Annotated in this window: 15 protein-coding genes; 9 read left to right on the top strand and 6 right to left on the bottom strand. The window is 61.5% G+C overall.

What is annotated here, in order from left to right:
- Window positions 1-43: 43 nt before the first annotated feature.
- Window positions 44-1,021 (bottom strand): NADPH:quinone reductase, encoded by a 978-nt coding sequence (locus tag V3W27_RS00475; RefSeq protein WP_330205722.1) that lies wholly within the window; start codon window positions 1,019-1,021, stop codon window positions 44-46.
- Between the two features lie 163 nt (window positions 1,022-1,184).
- Here V3W27_RS00475 and hemF point away from each other — a divergent pair, with 163 nt between their 5' ends.
- Window positions 1,185-2,099 (top strand): oxygen-dependent coproporphyrinogen oxidase, encoded by a 915-nt coding sequence (gene hemF / locus V3W27_RS00470; RefSeq protein ID WP_330205721.1) that lies wholly within the window; start codon window positions 1,185-1,187, stop codon window positions 2,097-2,099.
- 9 nt (window positions 2,100-2,108) lie between these two features.
- Window positions 2,109-2,930: a shikimate dehydrogenase gene (gene aroE, locus V3W27_RS00465; protein ID WP_330205720.1), complete on the top strand. Its 822-nt coding sequence runs from the start codon at window positions 2,109-2,111 to the stop codon at window positions 2,928-2,930.
- Window positions 2,931-3,020: 90 nt separating this feature from the next.
- Here aroE and V3W27_RS00460 read toward each other — a convergent pair whose 3' ends face one another.
- The 3 genes from V3W27_RS00460 to betC form a co-directional block, all read right to left on the bottom strand.
- On the bottom strand, window positions 3,021-4,589 hold the full coding sequence (locus tag V3W27_RS00460) for a SulP family inorganic anion transporter (RefSeq protein WP_330205719.1): 1,569 nt from the start codon (window positions 4,587-4,589) through the stop codon (window positions 3,021-3,023).
- 254 nt (window positions 4,590-4,843) lie between these two features.
- Complete coding sequence (gene choX, locus V3W27_RS00455) at window positions 4,844-5,764, bottom strand: choline ABC transporter substrate-binding protein (protein WP_330205718.1); 921 nt, start codon at window positions 5,762-5,764, stop codon at window positions 4,844-4,846.
- A gap of 15 nt (window positions 5,765-5,779) precedes the next feature.
- The gene (betC, locus tag V3W27_RS00450) at window positions 5,780-7,294 is read right to left on the bottom strand and encodes a choline-sulfatase (protein ID WP_330205717.1); all 1,515 of its coding nucleotides are present in this window, start codon (window positions 7,292-7,294) and stop codon (window positions 5,780-5,782) included.
- Window positions 7,295-7,408: 114 nt separating this feature from the next.
- Here betC and V3W27_RS00445 point away from each other — a divergent pair, with 114 nt between their 5' ends.
- Window positions 7,409-8,359, top strand: coding sequence for a choline sulfate utilization transcriptional regulator (locus tag V3W27_RS00445; protein WP_330205716.1), 951 nt, complete (start codon window positions 7,409-7,411; stop codon window positions 8,357-8,359).
- 4 nt (window positions 8,360-8,363) lie between these two features.
- Here V3W27_RS00445 and V3W27_RS00440 read toward each other — a convergent pair whose 3' ends face one another.
- Window positions 8,364-9,026: an NAD(P)-dependent oxidoreductase gene (locus tag V3W27_RS00440; RefSeq protein ID WP_247269473.1), complete on the bottom strand. Its 663-nt coding sequence runs from the start codon at window positions 9,024-9,026 to the stop codon at window positions 8,364-8,366.
- Window positions 9,027-9,109: 83 nt separating this feature from the next.
- Here V3W27_RS00440 and V3W27_RS00435 point away from each other — a divergent pair, with 83 nt between their 5' ends.
- The gene (locus V3W27_RS00435; RefSeq protein ID WP_027610260.1) at window positions 9,110-9,436 is read left to right on the top strand and encodes a DOPA 4,5-dioxygenase family protein; all 327 of its coding nucleotides are present in this window, start codon (window positions 9,110-9,112) and stop codon (window positions 9,434-9,436) included.
- Here V3W27_RS00435 and V3W27_RS00430 read toward each other — a convergent pair whose 3' ends face one another.
- Window positions 9,437-9,838, bottom strand: coding sequence for a GFA family protein (locus tag V3W27_RS00430; protein WP_027610259.1), 402 nt, complete (start codon window positions 9,836-9,838; stop codon window positions 9,437-9,439).
- A 323-nt stretch (window positions 9,839-10,161) separates the two neighbouring features.
- Between V3W27_RS00430 and V3W27_RS00425 the strand changes: the two genes are divergently transcribed.
- The 5 genes from V3W27_RS00425 to V3W27_RS00400 all read left to right on the top strand — a co-directional run bounded on the left by V3W27_RS00425 (window position 10,162) and on the right by V3W27_RS00400 (window position 17,240).
- On the top strand, window positions 10,162-11,469 hold the full coding sequence (locus tag V3W27_RS00425) for a CitMHS family transporter (RefSeq protein ID WP_007954069.1): 1,308 nt from the start codon (window positions 10,162-10,164) through the stop codon (window positions 11,467-11,469).
- 70 nt (window positions 11,470-11,539) lie between these two features.
- On the top strand, window positions 11,540-12,307 hold the full coding sequence (locus tag V3W27_RS00420; protein WP_027610258.1) for a TerC family protein: 768 nt from the start codon (window positions 11,540-11,542) through the stop codon (window positions 12,305-12,307).
- Between the two features lie 496 nt (window positions 12,308-12,803).
- Window positions 12,804-14,462 carry a Na/Pi cotransporter family protein gene (locus V3W27_RS00415; RefSeq protein ID WP_096797619.1) on the top strand — a complete coding sequence of 553 codons (1,659 nt, stop codon included), beginning with the start codon at window positions 12,804-12,806 and terminating at the stop codon, window positions 14,460-14,462.
- 169 nt (window positions 14,463-14,631) lie between these two features.
- Window positions 14,632-16,020: a M16 family metallopeptidase gene (locus V3W27_RS00410; RefSeq protein WP_097090208.1), complete on the top strand. Its 1,389-nt coding sequence runs from the start codon at window positions 14,632-14,634 to the stop codon at window positions 16,018-16,020.
- Between the two features lie 191 nt (window positions 16,021-16,211).
- Window positions 16,212-17,240, top strand: a complete 1,029-nt coding sequence (locus V3W27_RS00400) for a DUF5924 family protein (protein ID WP_330205715.1) — start codon at window positions 16,212-16,214, stop codon at window positions 17,238-17,240.

Raw genomic sequence — 17,240 nt, 5'->3', positions numbered from 1 at the left:
GCCGTGGGTTCGCAACCCTGACTGGCAAGACGCCGAAGGTTTGTCAGGGCAGCAGGATGGTCGAGCCGGTGGTGCGCCGTGCCGACAATTCGGTCTGCGCCTTCGCCGCATCAGCCAGTGGATAGCGCTGGCTGATGTCGACCTTGAGCTTGCCGCTGATGATCATCTTGAACAGCTCGTCGGCCATGCGCTGCAGGTTCTCGGCGTTATTGGCGTAGGTCGCCAGGGTCGGGCGGGTCACGTACAGCGAGCCCTTGGCCGAAAGAATCCCCAGATTCACCCCGTCCACCGCACCGGAGGCGTTGCCGAAACTCACCACCAGCCCACGCGGCGACACACTGTCGAGCGAGGTCAGCCAGGTGTCTTTGCCGACGCCGTCGTACACCACCGGGACTTTCTTGCCGTCAGTCAGCTCCAGCACCCGCTGTGCCACGTTTTCGTGGCTGTAATCGATGGTTGCCCAAGCGCCGTTGGCTTTGGCCAGTTCGGCTTTTTCCTTCGAGCTGACCGTGCCGATCAGCTTGACGCCCAGTGCCTTGGCCCATTGGCAGGCCAATGAACCGACACCCCCGGCAGCGGCGTGGAACAGAATGGTTTCGCCACCCTTGAGTTCATAGGTCTGGCGCAGCAGGTACTGCACGGTGAGGCCCTTGAGCATGACCCCGGCTGCGGTCTCGAAGCTGATTTCGTCCGGCAGCTTCACCAGATTGGCTTCGGGCAGGGTGTGCAACTGGCTGTAGGCACCCAGCGGGCCGCTGCCGTATGCCACGCGATCACCGACCTTGAACCGGGTGACGTCGCTGCCCACCGCATCGACGATGCCGGCGCCTTCTGCGCCGAGCCCGGACGGCAAGGCTGGCGGGGCATACAGACCGCTGCGGAAATAGGTATCGATGAAGTTCAGGCCGATCGCCTTGTTCGCCACCCGCACCTGATTCGGGCCGGGCGCGGCGGGTTCGTAGTCAACAAACTCAAGCACTTCGGGACCGCCGTGGGCGCGGAACTGGATACGCTTTGCCATCTGCCTGCTCTCCTTGGGTCGTTTGTAAGCCCCCTATCCAACTCCCCTGCTTGATCTTCGTCAACTGCGGCGCGCAGGTTTGCGGTGTTATGCTACGCGCCCATTTACGCCGCCCCCTGCCTGCGGGGCGCCCGCGTAGTTATGCCCGATTCAAGGTGAAGCCATGACGACCCGCACCGACGCCGTAAAGGCCTATCTGCTCGATTTGCAAGACCGCATCTGTGCCGCGCTGGAAACCGAGGACGGCGGCACGCGTTTCGTCGAAGACGCCTGGACCCGGCCTGCCGGTGGTGGCGGTCGTACCCGCGTGATCGAAAACGGTACGGTGATCGAAAAGGGCGGCGTCAACTTTTCCCACGTGTTCGGCAGCGGGCTGCCGCCGTCGGCCAGCGCCCATCGCCCGGAACTGGCCGGTCGCGGTTTCGAAGCCCTCGGCGTGTCGCTGGTGATTCACCCGCACAACCCGCATGTGCCGACGTCCCACGCCAACGTGCGCTTTTTCATCGCCGAGAAGGAAGGTGAAGAGCCGGTCTGGTGGTTCGGCGGCGGCTTCGACCTGACCCCCTATTACGGCAATGAAGAAGACTGCATCCACTGGCACCGCGTCGCCGAGCAGGCCTGCGCGCCGTTCGGGCCGGACGTCTATCCACGTTACAAGGCCTGGTGCGACACCTATTTCCACATCAAGCATCGCCATGAACCGCGTGGCATCGGCGGCCTGTTTTTCGATGACCTGAACGAGTGGGACTTCGACACCAGTTTCGCCTTCATGCGCGCCATCGGTGATGCCTACATCGATGCGTACCTGCCCATCGTGCAGCGCCGCAAGAATGATGTGTTCACTGCGAAACAGCGTGAATTCCAGGAATTCCGCCGTGGCCGCTACGTCGAGTTCAACCTGGTCTACGACCGAGGCACCCTGTTCGGCCTGCAATCGGGCGGGCGTACCGAGTCGATCCTGATGTCGTTGCCGCCGCAAGTGCGCTGGGCCTATGACTTCAAGGCCGAGACCGGCAGCGAAGAAGCGCGCCTGACCGACTACTTCCTGCAAGACCGCGACTGGCTGGCCGAGGCCTGAGGACTGCTGATGGATCGTTACGTCGTTTTCGGTAACCCGATCGGCCACAGCAAGTCGCCGATGATTCACAAACTGTTCGCCGAGCAGACCGGTCAGCGCCTCGACTACAGCACCCTGCTGGCGCCGCTCGACGACTTCAGCGCCTGCGCCATGGCGTTTTTCCAGGACGGTCGCGGCGCCAACGTCACTGTGCCGTTCAAGGAAGAAGCCTTTCGCCTGGCCAACAGCCTGACCGCTCGCGCGCAACGCGCTGGTGCGGTGAACACCTTGAGCAAACTGGTCGACGGTTCGCTGCTCGGCGACAACACCGACGGCGCCGGTCTGGTGCGCGACCTGACGGTGAATGCCGGTTTCAGCCTGACCGGCAAACGCATCCTGCTGCTCGGCGCTGGCGGCGCGGTGCGTGGCGCGCTGGAGCCGTTGCTGGCGGAGAAGCCGGCATCGGTGATCATCGCCAATCGTACGGTGGACAAAGCCGAGCTGCTGGCCGAGCTGTTCTGTGATCTGGGGCCGGTGTCGGCCAGTGGTTTCGACTGGTTGCAGGAGCCGGTGGACGTGATCATCAACGCGACTTCCGCCAGCCTCACCGGCGACGTGCCGCCGATTGCCGCGAGCCTGATCGAGCCGGGCCAGACCCTGTGCTACGACATGATGTACGGCAGAGAGCCGACCGCATTCTGCCGTTGGGCCAGCGAGCATGGCGCGGCAGTGTCGATGGATGGTCTGGGGATGCTGGCTGAACAGGCGGCCGAGGCGTTTTTCCTGTGGCGCGGGGTGCGTCCGGATACGGCGCCGGTACTGGCCGAACTACGCCGCCAGTTGGCCCTTTAAAAGCTTCGCGAGCAAGCCCGCTCCCACATTGGAATGCGATCAAATGTGGGAGCGGGCTTGCTCGCGAATGGCCGCACCGCCGATCCTGGATCAATCCTCAAACCGGATCGGGCATTTCTCCGGCCCTTCGAGCTTCCGCAACTCCTCCACCACCTGCGGCCGAGCCCGGCGCAGGGTCAGGCTGCGATCCTGACGCAGCAGGCGCCGCGCCTCCTGATGCAGCATCTCCACCCCCGAATAATCGATGAAGTTGATCTGCTGCGCCTCGATCACCACCCGCGTACCGTGCAGCCGTTGCAGGCGCACTTGCAGGTAATGGCTGGCGCCGAAGAAGATCGAGCCGCCGACTCGCAGTACGTCCTCCTCACCCTCGCGGGAATGCTGCACTCGCGGTTGCGAGGTGCGCTTGAGGTAGAAGAACAGCGACGCCAGCACCCCGGCATAGATCGCGGTCTGCAGTTCCAGTAGCAGCGTGGCGAGGCAGGTCAGCACCATGACCACGAACTCGGCGCGGCTGACCCGCAGCAACGAACGAATCCCGCGATGATCCACCAGGCCCCAGGCGATCAGCAGAATGCTCCCGGCCATCGCCGGAATGGGGATGTGTGAAATCAGCCCGGCGCCGAAAATCGCGAACAGCGCGACCCAGATCGCCGAAAAAACCCCGGCCAGCGGCGAACAGGCACCTGCCTCGTAACTCAGGCCTGAGCGGGTGAACGAACCGGCGGAGAGCGATCCGGAAAAGAACGCCCCGACAATATTCGACAAGCCCTGTGCGCGGACTTCCTGGTTGGCATCAAGCAACTGCTGCGAACGTGCAGCAATCGAACGGGCAATCGACAGGCTGGTGACCAGACCGAGCATGCCCACCGCCACGGCGCTCGGCAGCAAACGCAGGACCAGATCCAGATCCAGCGGCAGCGCACTGAACGGTGGCAGGCGTCCGACAAAGGCGCTGACCAGATGCACGTGGCCGAACATCGCCGGCCATAACCACACCACTGCGCTGCCCAGCACCAGCGTTATCAACAGAGTCGGCCAGCGCGGCAGCAGTTGTCTGAGGACAAAACCGACCAGCACCGTGGCCAAACCCAACACCAGTGATGGTTTATCCACAGCCCGCAGGTGCTGCAGCAGGTCCATCAGACTGGCCAGCGCCGTGGCTTTCGCCGGCAGATCCAGCCCCAGCAGATTCGGCAACTGGCCGATGGCGATCACCACCGCCGCGCCGAGGGTGAAGCCGAGCACCACCGAGTGCGAGACGAAATTCACCAAAGCGCCGAAGCGCAGCAACCCCAGCAGCCACTGAAAAATCCCCGCAAGGAAGGTCAGCAGCAGGATCAGCGTGATGTAGTCCTGTGACGCCGGCACAGCCAAGGGGCTGACGCTGGCATACAGCACAATCGAAATCGCCGCCGTTGGGCCGCAGATCAGGTGCCACGACGAACCCCACAGACAGGCAATCAGCACCGGGATGATCGCCGCATAGAGGCCGTATTCCGGCGGCAGGCCGGCGATCAGTGCGTAGGCGATCGACTGCGGCAACGCGAGAATCGCACCGCTCAGGCCAACGACCAGATCCCGGCCGACGCTGGCGCGGGTTTGCCGGGGCAGCCAGGTCAGGAAGGGAAAGAGTGAATGGCGACTTGGCAGGGCCATGGGTCCTCGCGGGCGGGTTTTGTTCAAGGTTATCAGGGTGCCAGGGTAAAGGCCCTCACCCTAACCCTCTCCCGGAGGGAGAGGGGACTGATCGAGGTGAAAGAGGGAAGTACGCCGACCTGAGATATCCAGTCGAACTCAGGTTCTGAACAACATAAAGATCGGCTCCCTTCCCCCTCGCCCCCTCTGGGGGAGAGGGCTGGGGTGAGGGGGCAAAAATCTCAAGCCGAGCAAAATTCAAAGCCACCCCACGGTCAAAGCTTTGCCTTTACAGCCGCCAAAGCATCCTTGCCATCCACGGTCTTCACCCCCTCCAGCCACTTGTCCAGCACCGCCGGATTGGCCTTGATCCATGCCTTCACCGCATCGGCATTGCTGACTTTCTTGTTCACCACCTCAGCCATGATGCTGTTCTCCATGTCCTGGGTGAACGTCAGGTTGGTCAGCAACTTGCCCACATTCGGGCAGGCCTCGGCGTAGCCTTTGCGCGTCAGGGTGTAGACGCTACCGGTGTCGCCGAAATACTTCTCGCCGCCCTTGAGGTAATGCATCTTCAGCTGCACGTTCATCGGGTGCGGGGTCCAGCCGAGGAAGGTGACGAATTTCTGCTTCTTCACTGCCCGCGACACTTCGGCGAGCATCGCCTGTTCGCTGGATTCGATCAGCTTCCACTGGCCGAGGTCGAAGTCGTTCTTCTTGATGATTTCCTGCAGCGAGATGTTCGCTGGCGCACCGGAGCCGATGCCGTAGATTTTCTTCTCGAACTTGTCGGCGTATTTGTTCAGGTCGGCAAAGTCATGCACACCGGCATCCCACACATAATCCGGGACGGCCAGGGTGAACTCGGTGCCGTCGAGATTCTTCGCCAGTTGCGTGACGTCACCGGTGGCGACGAACTTGTCGTAGAAGCCCTGCTGCGCCGGCATCCAGTTGCCGAGGAACACATCCACCTGACCGTCCTTCAAACCGCCGAAGGTGATCGGCACCGCGAGGGTGTCGACCTTGGCCTTGTAGCCCATGCCGTCCAGCAGAAACCCGGTGATGGCGTTGGTCGCGGCGATGTCGCTCCAGCCCGGGTCGGCCATTTTCACCGTTTCGCAGCTTTGCTCGGCAAATGCCGAGGCGCTGGCCAGAGCCAGCAGGCCAATCGTCAGTGCTGTGGATAACTTGCGCATGGACTTCCCCTTACATTATTGGTTTTGGCAGGGTTGTGGATAACGGGCCTTGCGTTCCAGATCGTCGAGGTCGATGTGGTTGCGCATGTATTGCTGACTGGCATCCACCAGCGGCTGGTGATCCCAGCTCTTCAGCTTGCCGATGGTCAGGGCATCGGCAACAAATCGGCGACGGCGCTGGCTGGCGAGCACCTTGCGGTGAATCGCCGGAATGTCCCACTTGGCTCGCGCTTCGGCGAGAAATTCGTCGAACAGCTGGCGATGTTGCGGCGACTGGCTGAGTTCTTCGAGTTCACGCGGATCGTTGTGCACGTCGAAGAGTAGGCACGGATCGCTTTCACTGTAGATAAATTTGTACGCGCCGCGCCGGATCATCATCAGCGGGCTAACCGTGCCTTCGGCCATGTATTCGCCGAACACTTCGTCATGACCGCCCTGCCCTTGCAGGTGTGATAACAGCGAACGGCCATCTAGCGGCAGACCCGGCTCCAGCGTGCCGCCGGCCAGTTCGACGAAGGTTGGCAACAGGTCGGCGGTGGACACTGCCGCGCTAACCCGGCCGGCAGCGAACTGCCCCGGCGCACTGATCAGCAGCGGCACCCGTGCAGCCATCTCGAACCAGTGCATTTTGTACCAGAGGCCTTTCTCGCCGAGCATGTCGCCGTGGTCGCCGGAGAACACGATGATGGTGTCATCGATCAGCCCGGTATCTTCGAGGGTTTGCAGAAGTTTGCCGACGTTGGCGTCGATATAGCTGCACGCGCCGAAGTACGCCCGGCGTGCATCGCGGATCTTATCCACAGGCAGCGGCTTGTCCCACAGGTCGTAGACCTTGAGCAGGCGCTGCGAGTGTGGATCGAGGGAATGTTGCTCCGGGGTGGTCGGCAACGGGATATCACCGTCGTCGTACATATCCCAGAACGCCTTGGGAATGGTGTACGGGTCGTGTGGGTGAGTCATCGAAACAGTCAGGCAGAACGGCTGATCGCCGTCCTCGCGAATGTGATCGAACAGGTATTGCTGGGCCTTGAACACCACCTCTTCATCGAAGTCGAGCTGGTTGGTGCGCACGCACGGCCCGGCCTGCAGCACCGACGACATGTTGTGATACCAGCTCGGGCGCACGTCCGGCTCGTCCCAGTTCACCGCCCAGCCGTAGTCGGCCGGGTAGATGTCGCTGGTCAGGCGCTCTTCATAACCGTGCAACTGATCCGGGCCGCAGAAATGCATCTTGCCCGACAGCGCGGTGCGGTAACCGAGGCGACGCAGGTAGTGGGCGTAGGTCGGAATATCGGCAGGGAAATCGGCGGCGTTGTCGTAGGCGCCGATCTTGCTCGGTAACTGGCCGCTGACCAGAGTGAAACGCGACGGCGCGCACAGCGGACTGTTGCAGTAAGCGGCATCGAACACCACGCCCTGAACGGCGAGGCGCGAAAGATTCGGCAGTTTGATCGGCGACGGGCCGTAGATTGGCAACATTGGCGCGGCCATTTGATCGGCCATGATGAAAAGAATGTTCTTGCGCTTCATGTGATCGCGGCATTCCATAGTGAATATTTATGCGACATTGCTGCGATCGAGCATGGAGTCCATGCCCCGTCCGGTAAAGCCTGCGCCGGACAATGACTAGGATAAGCACAGCTTATGTATGACGCCCTCGGCAATCTGTCCCTCGACCTGTTGCGCGCATTCGAAGCGGCGGCGCGTCATCACAGTTTTACTGCGGCGGCGGTTGAGCTGGGCACTACGCAGCCGGCGATCAGCCAGCAGATCAAGCGTCTGGAAGAACAGCTGGGAGTACGACTGTTTGACCGGATCTATCGCGGTATTGAACTGACCGAGGGCGGCGCGATCCTGTTCGAGCAGGTTCAGCTCGGTTTGCAGAATATCGACGCAGGATTGAGTGCTATCAGTACGCAGCAACAACACGAGGTATTGCAGGTCGCCACCGATTTCGCCTTCGCCGCCTACTGGCTGATGCCACGCCTGTACCGCTTCCACGAAGCCAACCCGAACGTCGATGTCAGCCTGGTCACCAGCGAGCGCAACCACAACATGCTGCGCACCGACATCGATGTCGCGATCCTGTTTGGCGACGGGCGTTTCAAGCAGGGCGAAAGCCATTGGCTGTTCAGCGAGGAAGTGTTTCCGGTGTGCAGTCCGCAATTGCTCAAGGAGCGTGCCCTGCCCTTGCCCGCCCAGGCGTTACTGGAGCTGCCACTGCTGCACTTGCGCGGGGAAAACAGCAGCAACTGGTTCGACTGGAGCGGGCTGTTTCGCGAACTGGGCATCAGCACCCCGCCGGCGCCGGGACAATTGCGTTTCGACAATTACACCCTGTTGATTCAAGCGGCGATTGGCGGTCAGGGTGTGGCCATCGGCTGGCGCCACCTTGTGGATAACTTGCTGAGCCAGGGCTTGCTGTGTCGGCCGATCGCCGAGACCACGTTGTCGCGCCTCGGTTATTACGTGGTGCTGCCGCAACGCAAACGCCGGGGCGCGTTGATTCAGCAGTTTGTCGACTGGTTGATGGCCGAGCAGGCCAGCAGCGCCGAATCTCTCGCCGGGGTAGCGTTACCGTCGATTGCGGTTTGAAGGCTCAGCCAGTTGCGGCGACAAAATTCACATGCTGCCCCACATGCAGATTCAACCGCAGCTCATCGGCAATCCCCACCGCGACCCGGTTCAGCCGTTCCAGCGGCTCCGCCAGCCCCGGCTCCAGATTGCCGCCCACCTGACTGAAATGCTCAATGGTCAGCCCCGCCACCCCGTGCGGCGCATTCACCAGCGTCCACTGCAATGGGCTGCTTTGCAGGGCTTCACGGATTTCTTCGGCGGCGTGGCGTTGCAGCCCGTCGTCCAGATCTGGCTCGTCGAGCACGGCAAAATTTCCCACCAGGAACAACCGTGACACGTTGGCCGCTTGCAAGCCGTCGACCAACGCATCGACTGCTAAAACCTGTTCCACCGGCCCAAGCACTACGGATCTTTCTACATGGTCGCTGCTGAAAGGCAGGCCCGGTGCGTCCAACAAGCAGATCACTGCCGAGCTGCCCGCTACGCTTTGCTTGACCCGCTCGGCATCGAACAGATCGCCGCTTTTGGTGCGCAGGCCCGGACGTGGTGCGAGTACGTTCAAATCGTCGAGAATCGCGATGACTTCGTGCTGCCGTCGCAGCAATTCAGCCATCAACGCACCGCCCAGGCTGGCCATGGCACCATAGAGCACCACTTTCACCGTCGGGGTTTCGGCATTTTTCATGGCTGATTCCTTTTTGTTGTCCCTCGTATGGCCTGTGACACGCAGCCTGCGCCGAGGGTTCGAACCGATTCAGAGGCTTTCAGATGCACGCAATCCATGGCTATCACGCCCACGTCTATTTCGACGCTGACTCAATTGATCAGGCGCGCGCTTTGTGTGAACAGGCGGCGCAGTTGTTTCCTCTGAAGATGGGGCGCGTCCATGAGCGCCCGGTCGGCCCGCATCCAGACTGGAGCTGCCAGTTGGCTTTCGGCCCGGAGCTGATCGGTGAGGTGTTGCCGTGGCTGGCGCTCAATCGCAAGGGGCTGGTGGTGTTTTTGCACCCCGACACTGGCGATGATTTGCTCGATCACACCGAGCACGCGATCTGGATGGGCGCGATACGGCCGCTGGATCTGTCTATTTTTTGATCAAAGGGTTTCTTCGGGCTCGCCCGGCAGATGCTCGTCGAGATGCAGCCAGGGCAATTGGCTGTCGGTCCAGATATGCCGCTCGGCTGGTGCCAACTCCGGGTGATCCAGTGTGGCGATGGTCACATCGATGCTCGCGGGACTGAGTTGCGTCACCAGCGCCAGCTGCGCGCCACAACGTGGACAGAAATACCGCGCGCAACTGCTCGACGAGTCATAGCGCGTTGGCGTCCCCGCCAGCCAATGAAAGCTGGCTGCCGGAACCGTGATCCACGTGGTGACAATCCCACCGCTGACTTTGCGGCAGATCGAGCAGTGGCAGTGGGCAATGTCCTGCAATGGCCCGCTGAACTGATAGCGGATGTGTCCGCAGTGGCAGCCACCGCTGTGCACTTCTTCCATGTCCCAGCCCTCCCGTCCCCGAAATGATTGACTCTAGCCGCATCCGACAGCCGGTTGGCCATTCGCCTGAAGCTTTCGTCAGCGAAAGGTAGCTGAAAGGTTGCCCGATTAGGATCGCCGCCACTACCGGCAACAGACCGGTTGGCCAACGCGTGTGATCGCTCGCATGTCAGGCCCAATTAACAACAACAATGGTGATTCTGATGTCCTCTGTAGCCCGCCTTCTCGCTGAAACTCCGCCCGTACGTCTCGTGCTTCCCGTTCTGCGCTGATCCCTTCCGATCCGCTCACTCAATTAGCCGCGCTACGCCTGGAGTAATCCCATGCTGACTTTCCTTGGCTTCGCCATGGTCATCACGTTCATGTTCCTGATCATGACCAAGCGCCTGTCTGCGCTGATCGCCCTGATCATCATCCCGATCCTGTTCGCCCTGTTCGGTGGTTTCGCGCCGAAGATCGGCCCGATGATGCTCGAAGGCATTACCAAGCTTGCGCCGACCGGCGTGATGCTGATGTTCGCCATTCTGTATTTCGCCCTGATGATCGACTCCGGCCTGTTCGACCCGGCCGTGCGCAAGATCCTCAAACTGGTCAAGGGCGACCCGTTGAAAGTTTCGGTCGGTACCGCCGTGCTGGCGCTCGTCGTTTCCCTCGATGGTGACGGCGCGACCACTTACATGATCTGCGTGGCCGCCATGCTGCCGCTGTACAGCCGCATCGGCATGAGCCCGCGGATCATGGCCGGTCTGATCATCCTCGCCGGTGGCGTGATGAACATGACCCCGTGGGGCGGCCCGACCGCCCGTGCCGCCAGTGCGCTGCATGTCGACCCGTCGGACATCTTCGTACCAATGATCCCGGCGATGGCCGCCGGTGTGGTGGCGATCCTGATCATTGCCTACTTCTACGGCAAACGTGAACGTGCGCGTCTGGGCGAGCTGCACCTGATCGGCGACGAGATCGATCACAGCGAAATCAGCGTGTCGCAGTTCCCCGATGCCCGCCGTCCGAAGCTGATCTGGTTCAACGGCCTGCTGACCCTGGCGCTGATGTGCACCCTGATCGCCGGCCTGCTGCCGCTGCCGGTGCTGTTCATGGTGGCGTTCAGTATCGCGATGATCGTCAACTACCCATGCCTGCAAATGCAGAAGGACCGCGTTGCGGCCCACGCCGGCAGCGTGCTGTCGGTGGTCAGTCTGATTTTCGCTGCGGGTATCTTCACCGGTATCCTGTCCGGAACCGGCATGGTCGACGCCATGTCGAAAAGTCTGCTGGCAGTGATTCCGGATTTCCTCGGGCCCTATCTCGCGGTAATCACGGCGCTGGTGAGCATGCCGTTCACATTCTTCATGTCGAACGACGCGTTCTACTACGGCGTATTGCCGGTGCTCTCCGAAGCGGCCAGCCATTACGGCATCACCGCAGTGGAAATGGCCCGTGCCTCGATCGTCGGTCAGCCCGTCCACTTGCTCAGCCCGCTGGTGCCGTCGACGTACCTGCTGGTGGCGCTGGCCGGTATCGAGTTCGGTGATCACCAGCGTTTCACTCTGAAGTGGGCAGTGCTGGTCTGCCTGTGCATACTGGTGGCCGCCTTGCTGCTGGGGACTTTCCCGCTGTTCAGCACGTTGTAACGGCATTCACTCACCATGACGCCAGCTGCTTGCTGGCGTTCTGGTTTAACACTCGCTCAAAGGAATACACATGGATTGGCTGACCAACCCCGAAATCTGGGTTGCCTTCTTTACCCTGACCGCCCTGGAAATCGTTCTGGGCATCGATAACATCATCATGATTTCGATCCTGGTCAGCCGCATGCCCAAGCACATGCAGCAGCGCACGCGGATCTTCGGCCTGGGCCTGGCGATGATCACGCGGATCCTGTTGCTGCTGTCGATCACCTGGGTCATGCGCCTCACCGCCGACCTGTTCGTGGTGTTCGGCCAGGGCATTTCCGGCCGCGACCTGATCCTGTTCTTCGGTGGCCTGTTCCTGCTGTGGAAGAGCTCGCAAGAGATGTACCACGCGCTGGAAGGCGAAGACGAAAGCGGCGACGAGCCTTCGGGCAAGGGCGGCAACTTCCTTTACACGATCATTCAGATCGCGATCATCGACATCGTGTTCTCGCTGGACTCGGTAATCACTGCCGTCGGCATGGTCTCCCATGTGCCGGTGATGGTCGCGGCAATCGTCGTCGCCGTGCTGGTGATGATGGCGGCCTCGGGCAAGATCAGCGAGTTCATCGACAAGCACCCGTCGCTGAAGATGCTGGCGCTGTCGTTCCTGCTGGTGGTCGGTACCGTACTGATCGCCGAGTCGTTCGACGTGCATGTGCCGAAAGGCTACGTCTACTTCGCCATGGCGTTCTCGCTGGCGGTGGAAGCGATCAACATCAAACTGCGCGGCGCGATGGCCCGGAAAAAACAGCAGCAGGATCCGGTGAAACTGCGCAAGGATGTTCCGGGGCAATAACCCGGTAGTCCTGAATCACGCAACACCCCTGTGGGAGAGAGCCTGCTCGCGAAGACGGAGTGTCAGTCGACAACAATGTTGGCTGATCCACCGCTTTCGCGAGCAGGCTCGCTCCCACAGTTGTTTGTGCATTCAGGCAGGGGGGACGAGGTTGTGCAGCACCCGGTTCACCGCCAGTTCGCTGCGTTTAATCCCCTCAAGCTCTGACACAAAAACCTGTGGGAGCGGGCTTGCTCGCGAAGGCGTCGTATCAGTCGATAGAAATGTTGACTGGCCCACCGCTTTCGCGAGCAAGCCCGCTCCCACAGGGGAATCGGGGTTTTCAGGTCAGGTGGATAAAGCCATTTTCATGACACTTTTGTTTCAATCCGCACTTTAGCTGTGCAATGCTGGCGCCCAGTCCGTTAGCCAACTACAGCTTAAGTATCAAAAACGTAGAAACCGCGCGGTACCGTCAACTTGCCCCTTTGGGGCGCTGCTACTACAGGGGGTCTGCATGCTCACCCTGCTCAATTTGCTGTCTGCCGTGGCCCTGCTGATCTGGGGCACGCACATCGTCCGAACCGGCATCCTGCGGGTGTACGGCACCAATCTGCGCCATGTGATCGGCCAGAACATGTCCAAACGCTGGCTCGCGTTCGTCGCCGGCATCGTCGTGACTGCGATGGTACAGAGCAGCAACGCCACGGCCATGCTCGTCACCTCCTTCGTCGGTCAGGGCCTGATGGCGCTGACCCCGGCGCTGGCGACCATGCTTGGCGCCGACGTCGGTACGGCGTTGATGGCGCGGGTGCTGACGTTCGACCTGTCGTGGCTGTCGCCGCTGCTGATTTTCCTCGGGGTGATTTTCTTTCTGTCGCGCAAACAGACGCGGCTCGGGCAGATGGGCCGGGTCAGCATCGGTCTGGGGCTGATCATTCTCGCGCTGCAACTGATCGTCGAAGCCGCCGCGCCGATTACCCACGCCCAAGGGGTGAAGGTGATCTTTGCTTCGCTGACCGGCGACATCCTCCTCGACGCCTTGGTCGGCGCGTTGTTCGCGATGATTTCCTACTCCAGCCTCGCCGCTGTGCTGCTGACCGCGACGCTGGCCGGCGCCAGCGTGATCAGCCTGCCGGTGGCGATCGGTCTGGTGATCGGCGCCAACATCGGCAGCGGCGTGCTGGCGTTCATGAGCACCAGCATGCAGAACGCCGCCGGGCGGCAAGTGGCGCTGGGCAGCCTGCTGTACAAGTTGATCGGCCTGCTGCTGATCATCCCGGTGCTCGATCCGCTGGTGCACTGGATGGACGGCCTGGATTTCAGCCCGCAGGAAATGGTCATCGGCTTCCACTTGCTCTACAACACCGCGCGCTGCCTGATCCTGCTGCCCAGTGTTTCGCCGATGGCACGCCTGTGTGCCTGGCTGCTGCCGGAGCGCCCGGAGGTCAACGGCACCGCCAAGCCGCGGCATCTCGATGCGACGGCGCTGGTCACCCCGAGCCTGGCGCTGGCCAACGCGGCCCGCGAGACCCTGCGCATGGGCGACCTGATCGACAACATGCTCGACGCGATGCTCGATGTGCTGCGCGGCAAGCAGACCGCCATTACCCAGGAAATGCGCCGACTGACCGATGACGTCGAAGCGCTGTACAGCGCGATCAAGCTGTATCTGGCGCAAATGCCCCGCGAGGATCTCGGCGAACAGGACAGTCGGCGCTGGGCGGAGACCATCGAGCTGGCGATCAACCTGAAACTGGCCAGCGACCTGATCGAACGCATGCTGCGCAAGGTGCAGCAGCAGAAGACTTCCCAGCGTCGTTCGTTTTCCGAAGAAGGCCTGGAGGATCTGGCCGGGCTGCATCAGCAACTGATCGCCAACCTGCGCCTGGGCCTGTCAGTGTTCCTCAGCGGCGACAAGGAAAGCGCCCGTCAGCTGTTGCGCGAGAAACGTCGCTTTCGCGCACAGGAACGGCGTCTGGCCCATGCCCATGTCAGCCGTTTGCAACGTAAGATCGTGCAGAGTCTGGAAACCAGTTCGCTGCATCTGGAGCTGATTGCGGATATGAAACGCTTGAATTCGCTGTTTTGCAGCAGTGCTTATGTGGTGCTGGAAACGGCGGATACCGGGGCGCTGGAAGCGGATGATATTGCCGACATTACGCATTCGCCTTGAACGTCTGGGGCTGGGGTCAGTCAGTAACATTGATTCAGCCTTCAGGGCGCTATCGCGAGCAGGCTCACTCCTACAGGGGGAACGCGTTTCAAATGTAGGAGTGAGCCTGCTCGCGATGAGGGCCTGACTGACAACACGGATCTCCAAATCAGCCGTACGGAAGCCTGTTATGCGTTGCCTGTTGTTCGCCTGTCTGTTGCTCGGTTCCCTGCCCGCCTTCGCCGTTGATCGCTTTCAGGTCGAAGGCTACGCGCTGCCCAACGGTTTGCAGCTGTTGCTCAAGCCCGGCACCGAGCGCGGGCATGTGGCGATTCGTCTGGTGGTGGGCGTCGGTCTCGACGATTTCGATTGCGATGAAAAAGAGCTGCCGCACCTGCTCGAACATCTGCTGTTCAGCGGCGTCGATGCTACTGGCGAAGGCGGCCTTGAGGAGCGCATGCAGGCGCTGGGCGGTGAGTGGAACGCGTTCACCAGCAACGCCGACACCACGTTCGTCATCGAAGCCCCGGCAAAGAATCAGCGCAAGGTCCTCGACCTGTTGCTCGACCTTTTGACCCAGACCCGCATCGACGACAACGCGATCAACGCTGCCAAACGTGTGGTTGAGCGCGAGGACGGCGGCCATTACACGCGCCTGCAACGCTTTCTCGACCGCCAGGATCTGGGCCACACAGCGAGCAATCAACTGGCGGTGGAATTGGGCCTGAAATGCCCGCAGCGGGCCGAGGTCGGTCACCTGACCCAGAAGCAACTGGAGAAGGTGCGCAAGACCTGGTACGCGCCGAACAACATGACCCTGATCGTCGTCGGTGAACTCGACAAACTGCTGCCGGCCTATCTGGAACGCACCTGGGGCGCGCTTGAAGCGGTGGACCCGGCGGAGCACCGTGAGCTGCCGGACATCCGCACCAGCGCCGCCCATGAACGCACCCTCACCCGTGGCTTCATCGGCGACAGCGCCAAGTTGCACTGGCTGGTGCCGGAGCCGATGCTCGACGATCAGTACGACGAGACCTTCGACATCCTCAAGGACTACCTCGACTGGGCGCTGTACCGGCAGATTCGCCTGAATCACGGCCTGTCCTACGGGCCATGGGCCGAGCGCGAAGTGTTTGGCGGGGTCGGCTTCATGAGTCTCAATGCCGACGTCGATCGCGATGACCTCGCCGAAGCCCAACAAGTGCTGGAAGACCTCAAGGCCGACCTGCTGAAAAACGGCCTCGACCCGGACACCTTCGCCCGGATCAAACAAGCCGCCATCGCCCATCAGGCCTGGGCGGTACAGGGCAACAGTGCCATGGCGGATTACTACTGGAGCGCGCTGGGCGATTACGAGGACGGGCGCTTTGCCAACCCGGCCCGCGAGCTGCAAGGCGTGACCCTGGAAACGGCAAACAAGGCCATGCGCGAGTTGCTGTTGCAACCGGGGTATCTGCGGATCGAGAAGCCGTTGCTCAGTGATGATCAGGTGTTGTGGCTGGTGGCGGGTGGATTGGGCGTCGTGCTGCTCATCCTGGTGGGTTGGCGCTTGCACCGCCGTAAGCCAGCCAAACACTGAACCTGTGGGAGCGGGCTTGCTCGCGAAGGGGCCGTGTCAGTCGACATCATTGCTGAATGACACACCGCCTTCGCGAGCAAGCCCGCTCCCACAGGGATCCGTGCTGATTTTACTGACCGGGAGCCTCGCCACGTTGCCCGGCGGACGGTACTCTGTCGAGGTTTTTTCCTACTCAGTCGTGAACCGCCACCATGCAGAAAATCCCCCTCCTGATCCAGCGCATTCTCGAGCTGATGAAGCGCTATCCCGGGGTGATTGCGCTTGGCGGTTTCATCTCCGGGGTCGGCAGTTTCATTCTGGTCGATCGCCAGCAGGGACTGGCGAGCTGGATCACCATCATCATGCTGCTGAGCTGGATCTGGCTGATGCTGGAGAACACCCTGACCGGCCTGTTCACGCGCATCTTCAAGCGGGAGGTCCCCCAGCCGCTGCTGCGTTACGCGACGCAGATGATCCATCAGGAAAGCCTGTTTTTCGTCCTGCCGTTCTTCTTCATCACCACTACGTGGAACAGCGGCCAACTGATCTTCACCGGCCTGCTGTGCATCGCCGCGTTGATTTCGATTGTAGATCCGCTCTATTACAAATGGCTGGCGCCACGGCGCTGGGCGTTTCTCGCGTTGCACACCCTGACCCTGTTCGCCGCCCTGCTCACCGCGCTGCCGGTGATCATGCACCTGACCACCGCGCAAAGTTTCAAATGGGCACTGGGCACGGCGGTGGTGTTGTCATTCCCGAGCCTGGCGTCGATCTTCCCGATCCGCACCGTGCGCAACGCGTTGGCCATTCTGTGCATCACCTTCGGCATTGGCGCGGTCGGCTGGACGCTGCGCTCGTGGGTGCCGCCGGCGACGCTGTGGATGACCGACGTGGCGATCAGCACCCAGTTGCAGGATCGCACCCCGGGCGACAGCCTCGAACAGGTCAGCGCCGAGCAGATCCGCAACGGCGGTCTCTACGCCTACACCGCAATCAACGCGCCGCGCGGGCTGGATGAGCGGATCTACCACGTGTGGCAGTTCGACGGCAAAGAGGTCGACCGCATCGCTCTCGATATCCACGGCGGGCGCAAGGAAGGTTATCGGGCGTGGACGCACAAGCAGAACTTCCCCGGCAACCCGGCGGGCAAGTGGCAGGTGCGGGTGCTGACTGAAGACGGTCAGGTGATCGGCGTACTGCGTTTCGAAGTGACAGACAGCACAGCGATCAAAGAAAAGTAA

The sequence above is a fragment of the Pseudomonas sp. AM14(2022) genome (genome assembly GCF_036346455.1).
GTDB lineage: Bacteria > Pseudomonadota > Gammaproteobacteria > Pseudomonadales > Pseudomonadaceae > Aquipseudomonas > Aquipseudomonas putida_A.
This window is presented reverse-complemented; position numbering and strand designations above follow the sequence as displayed.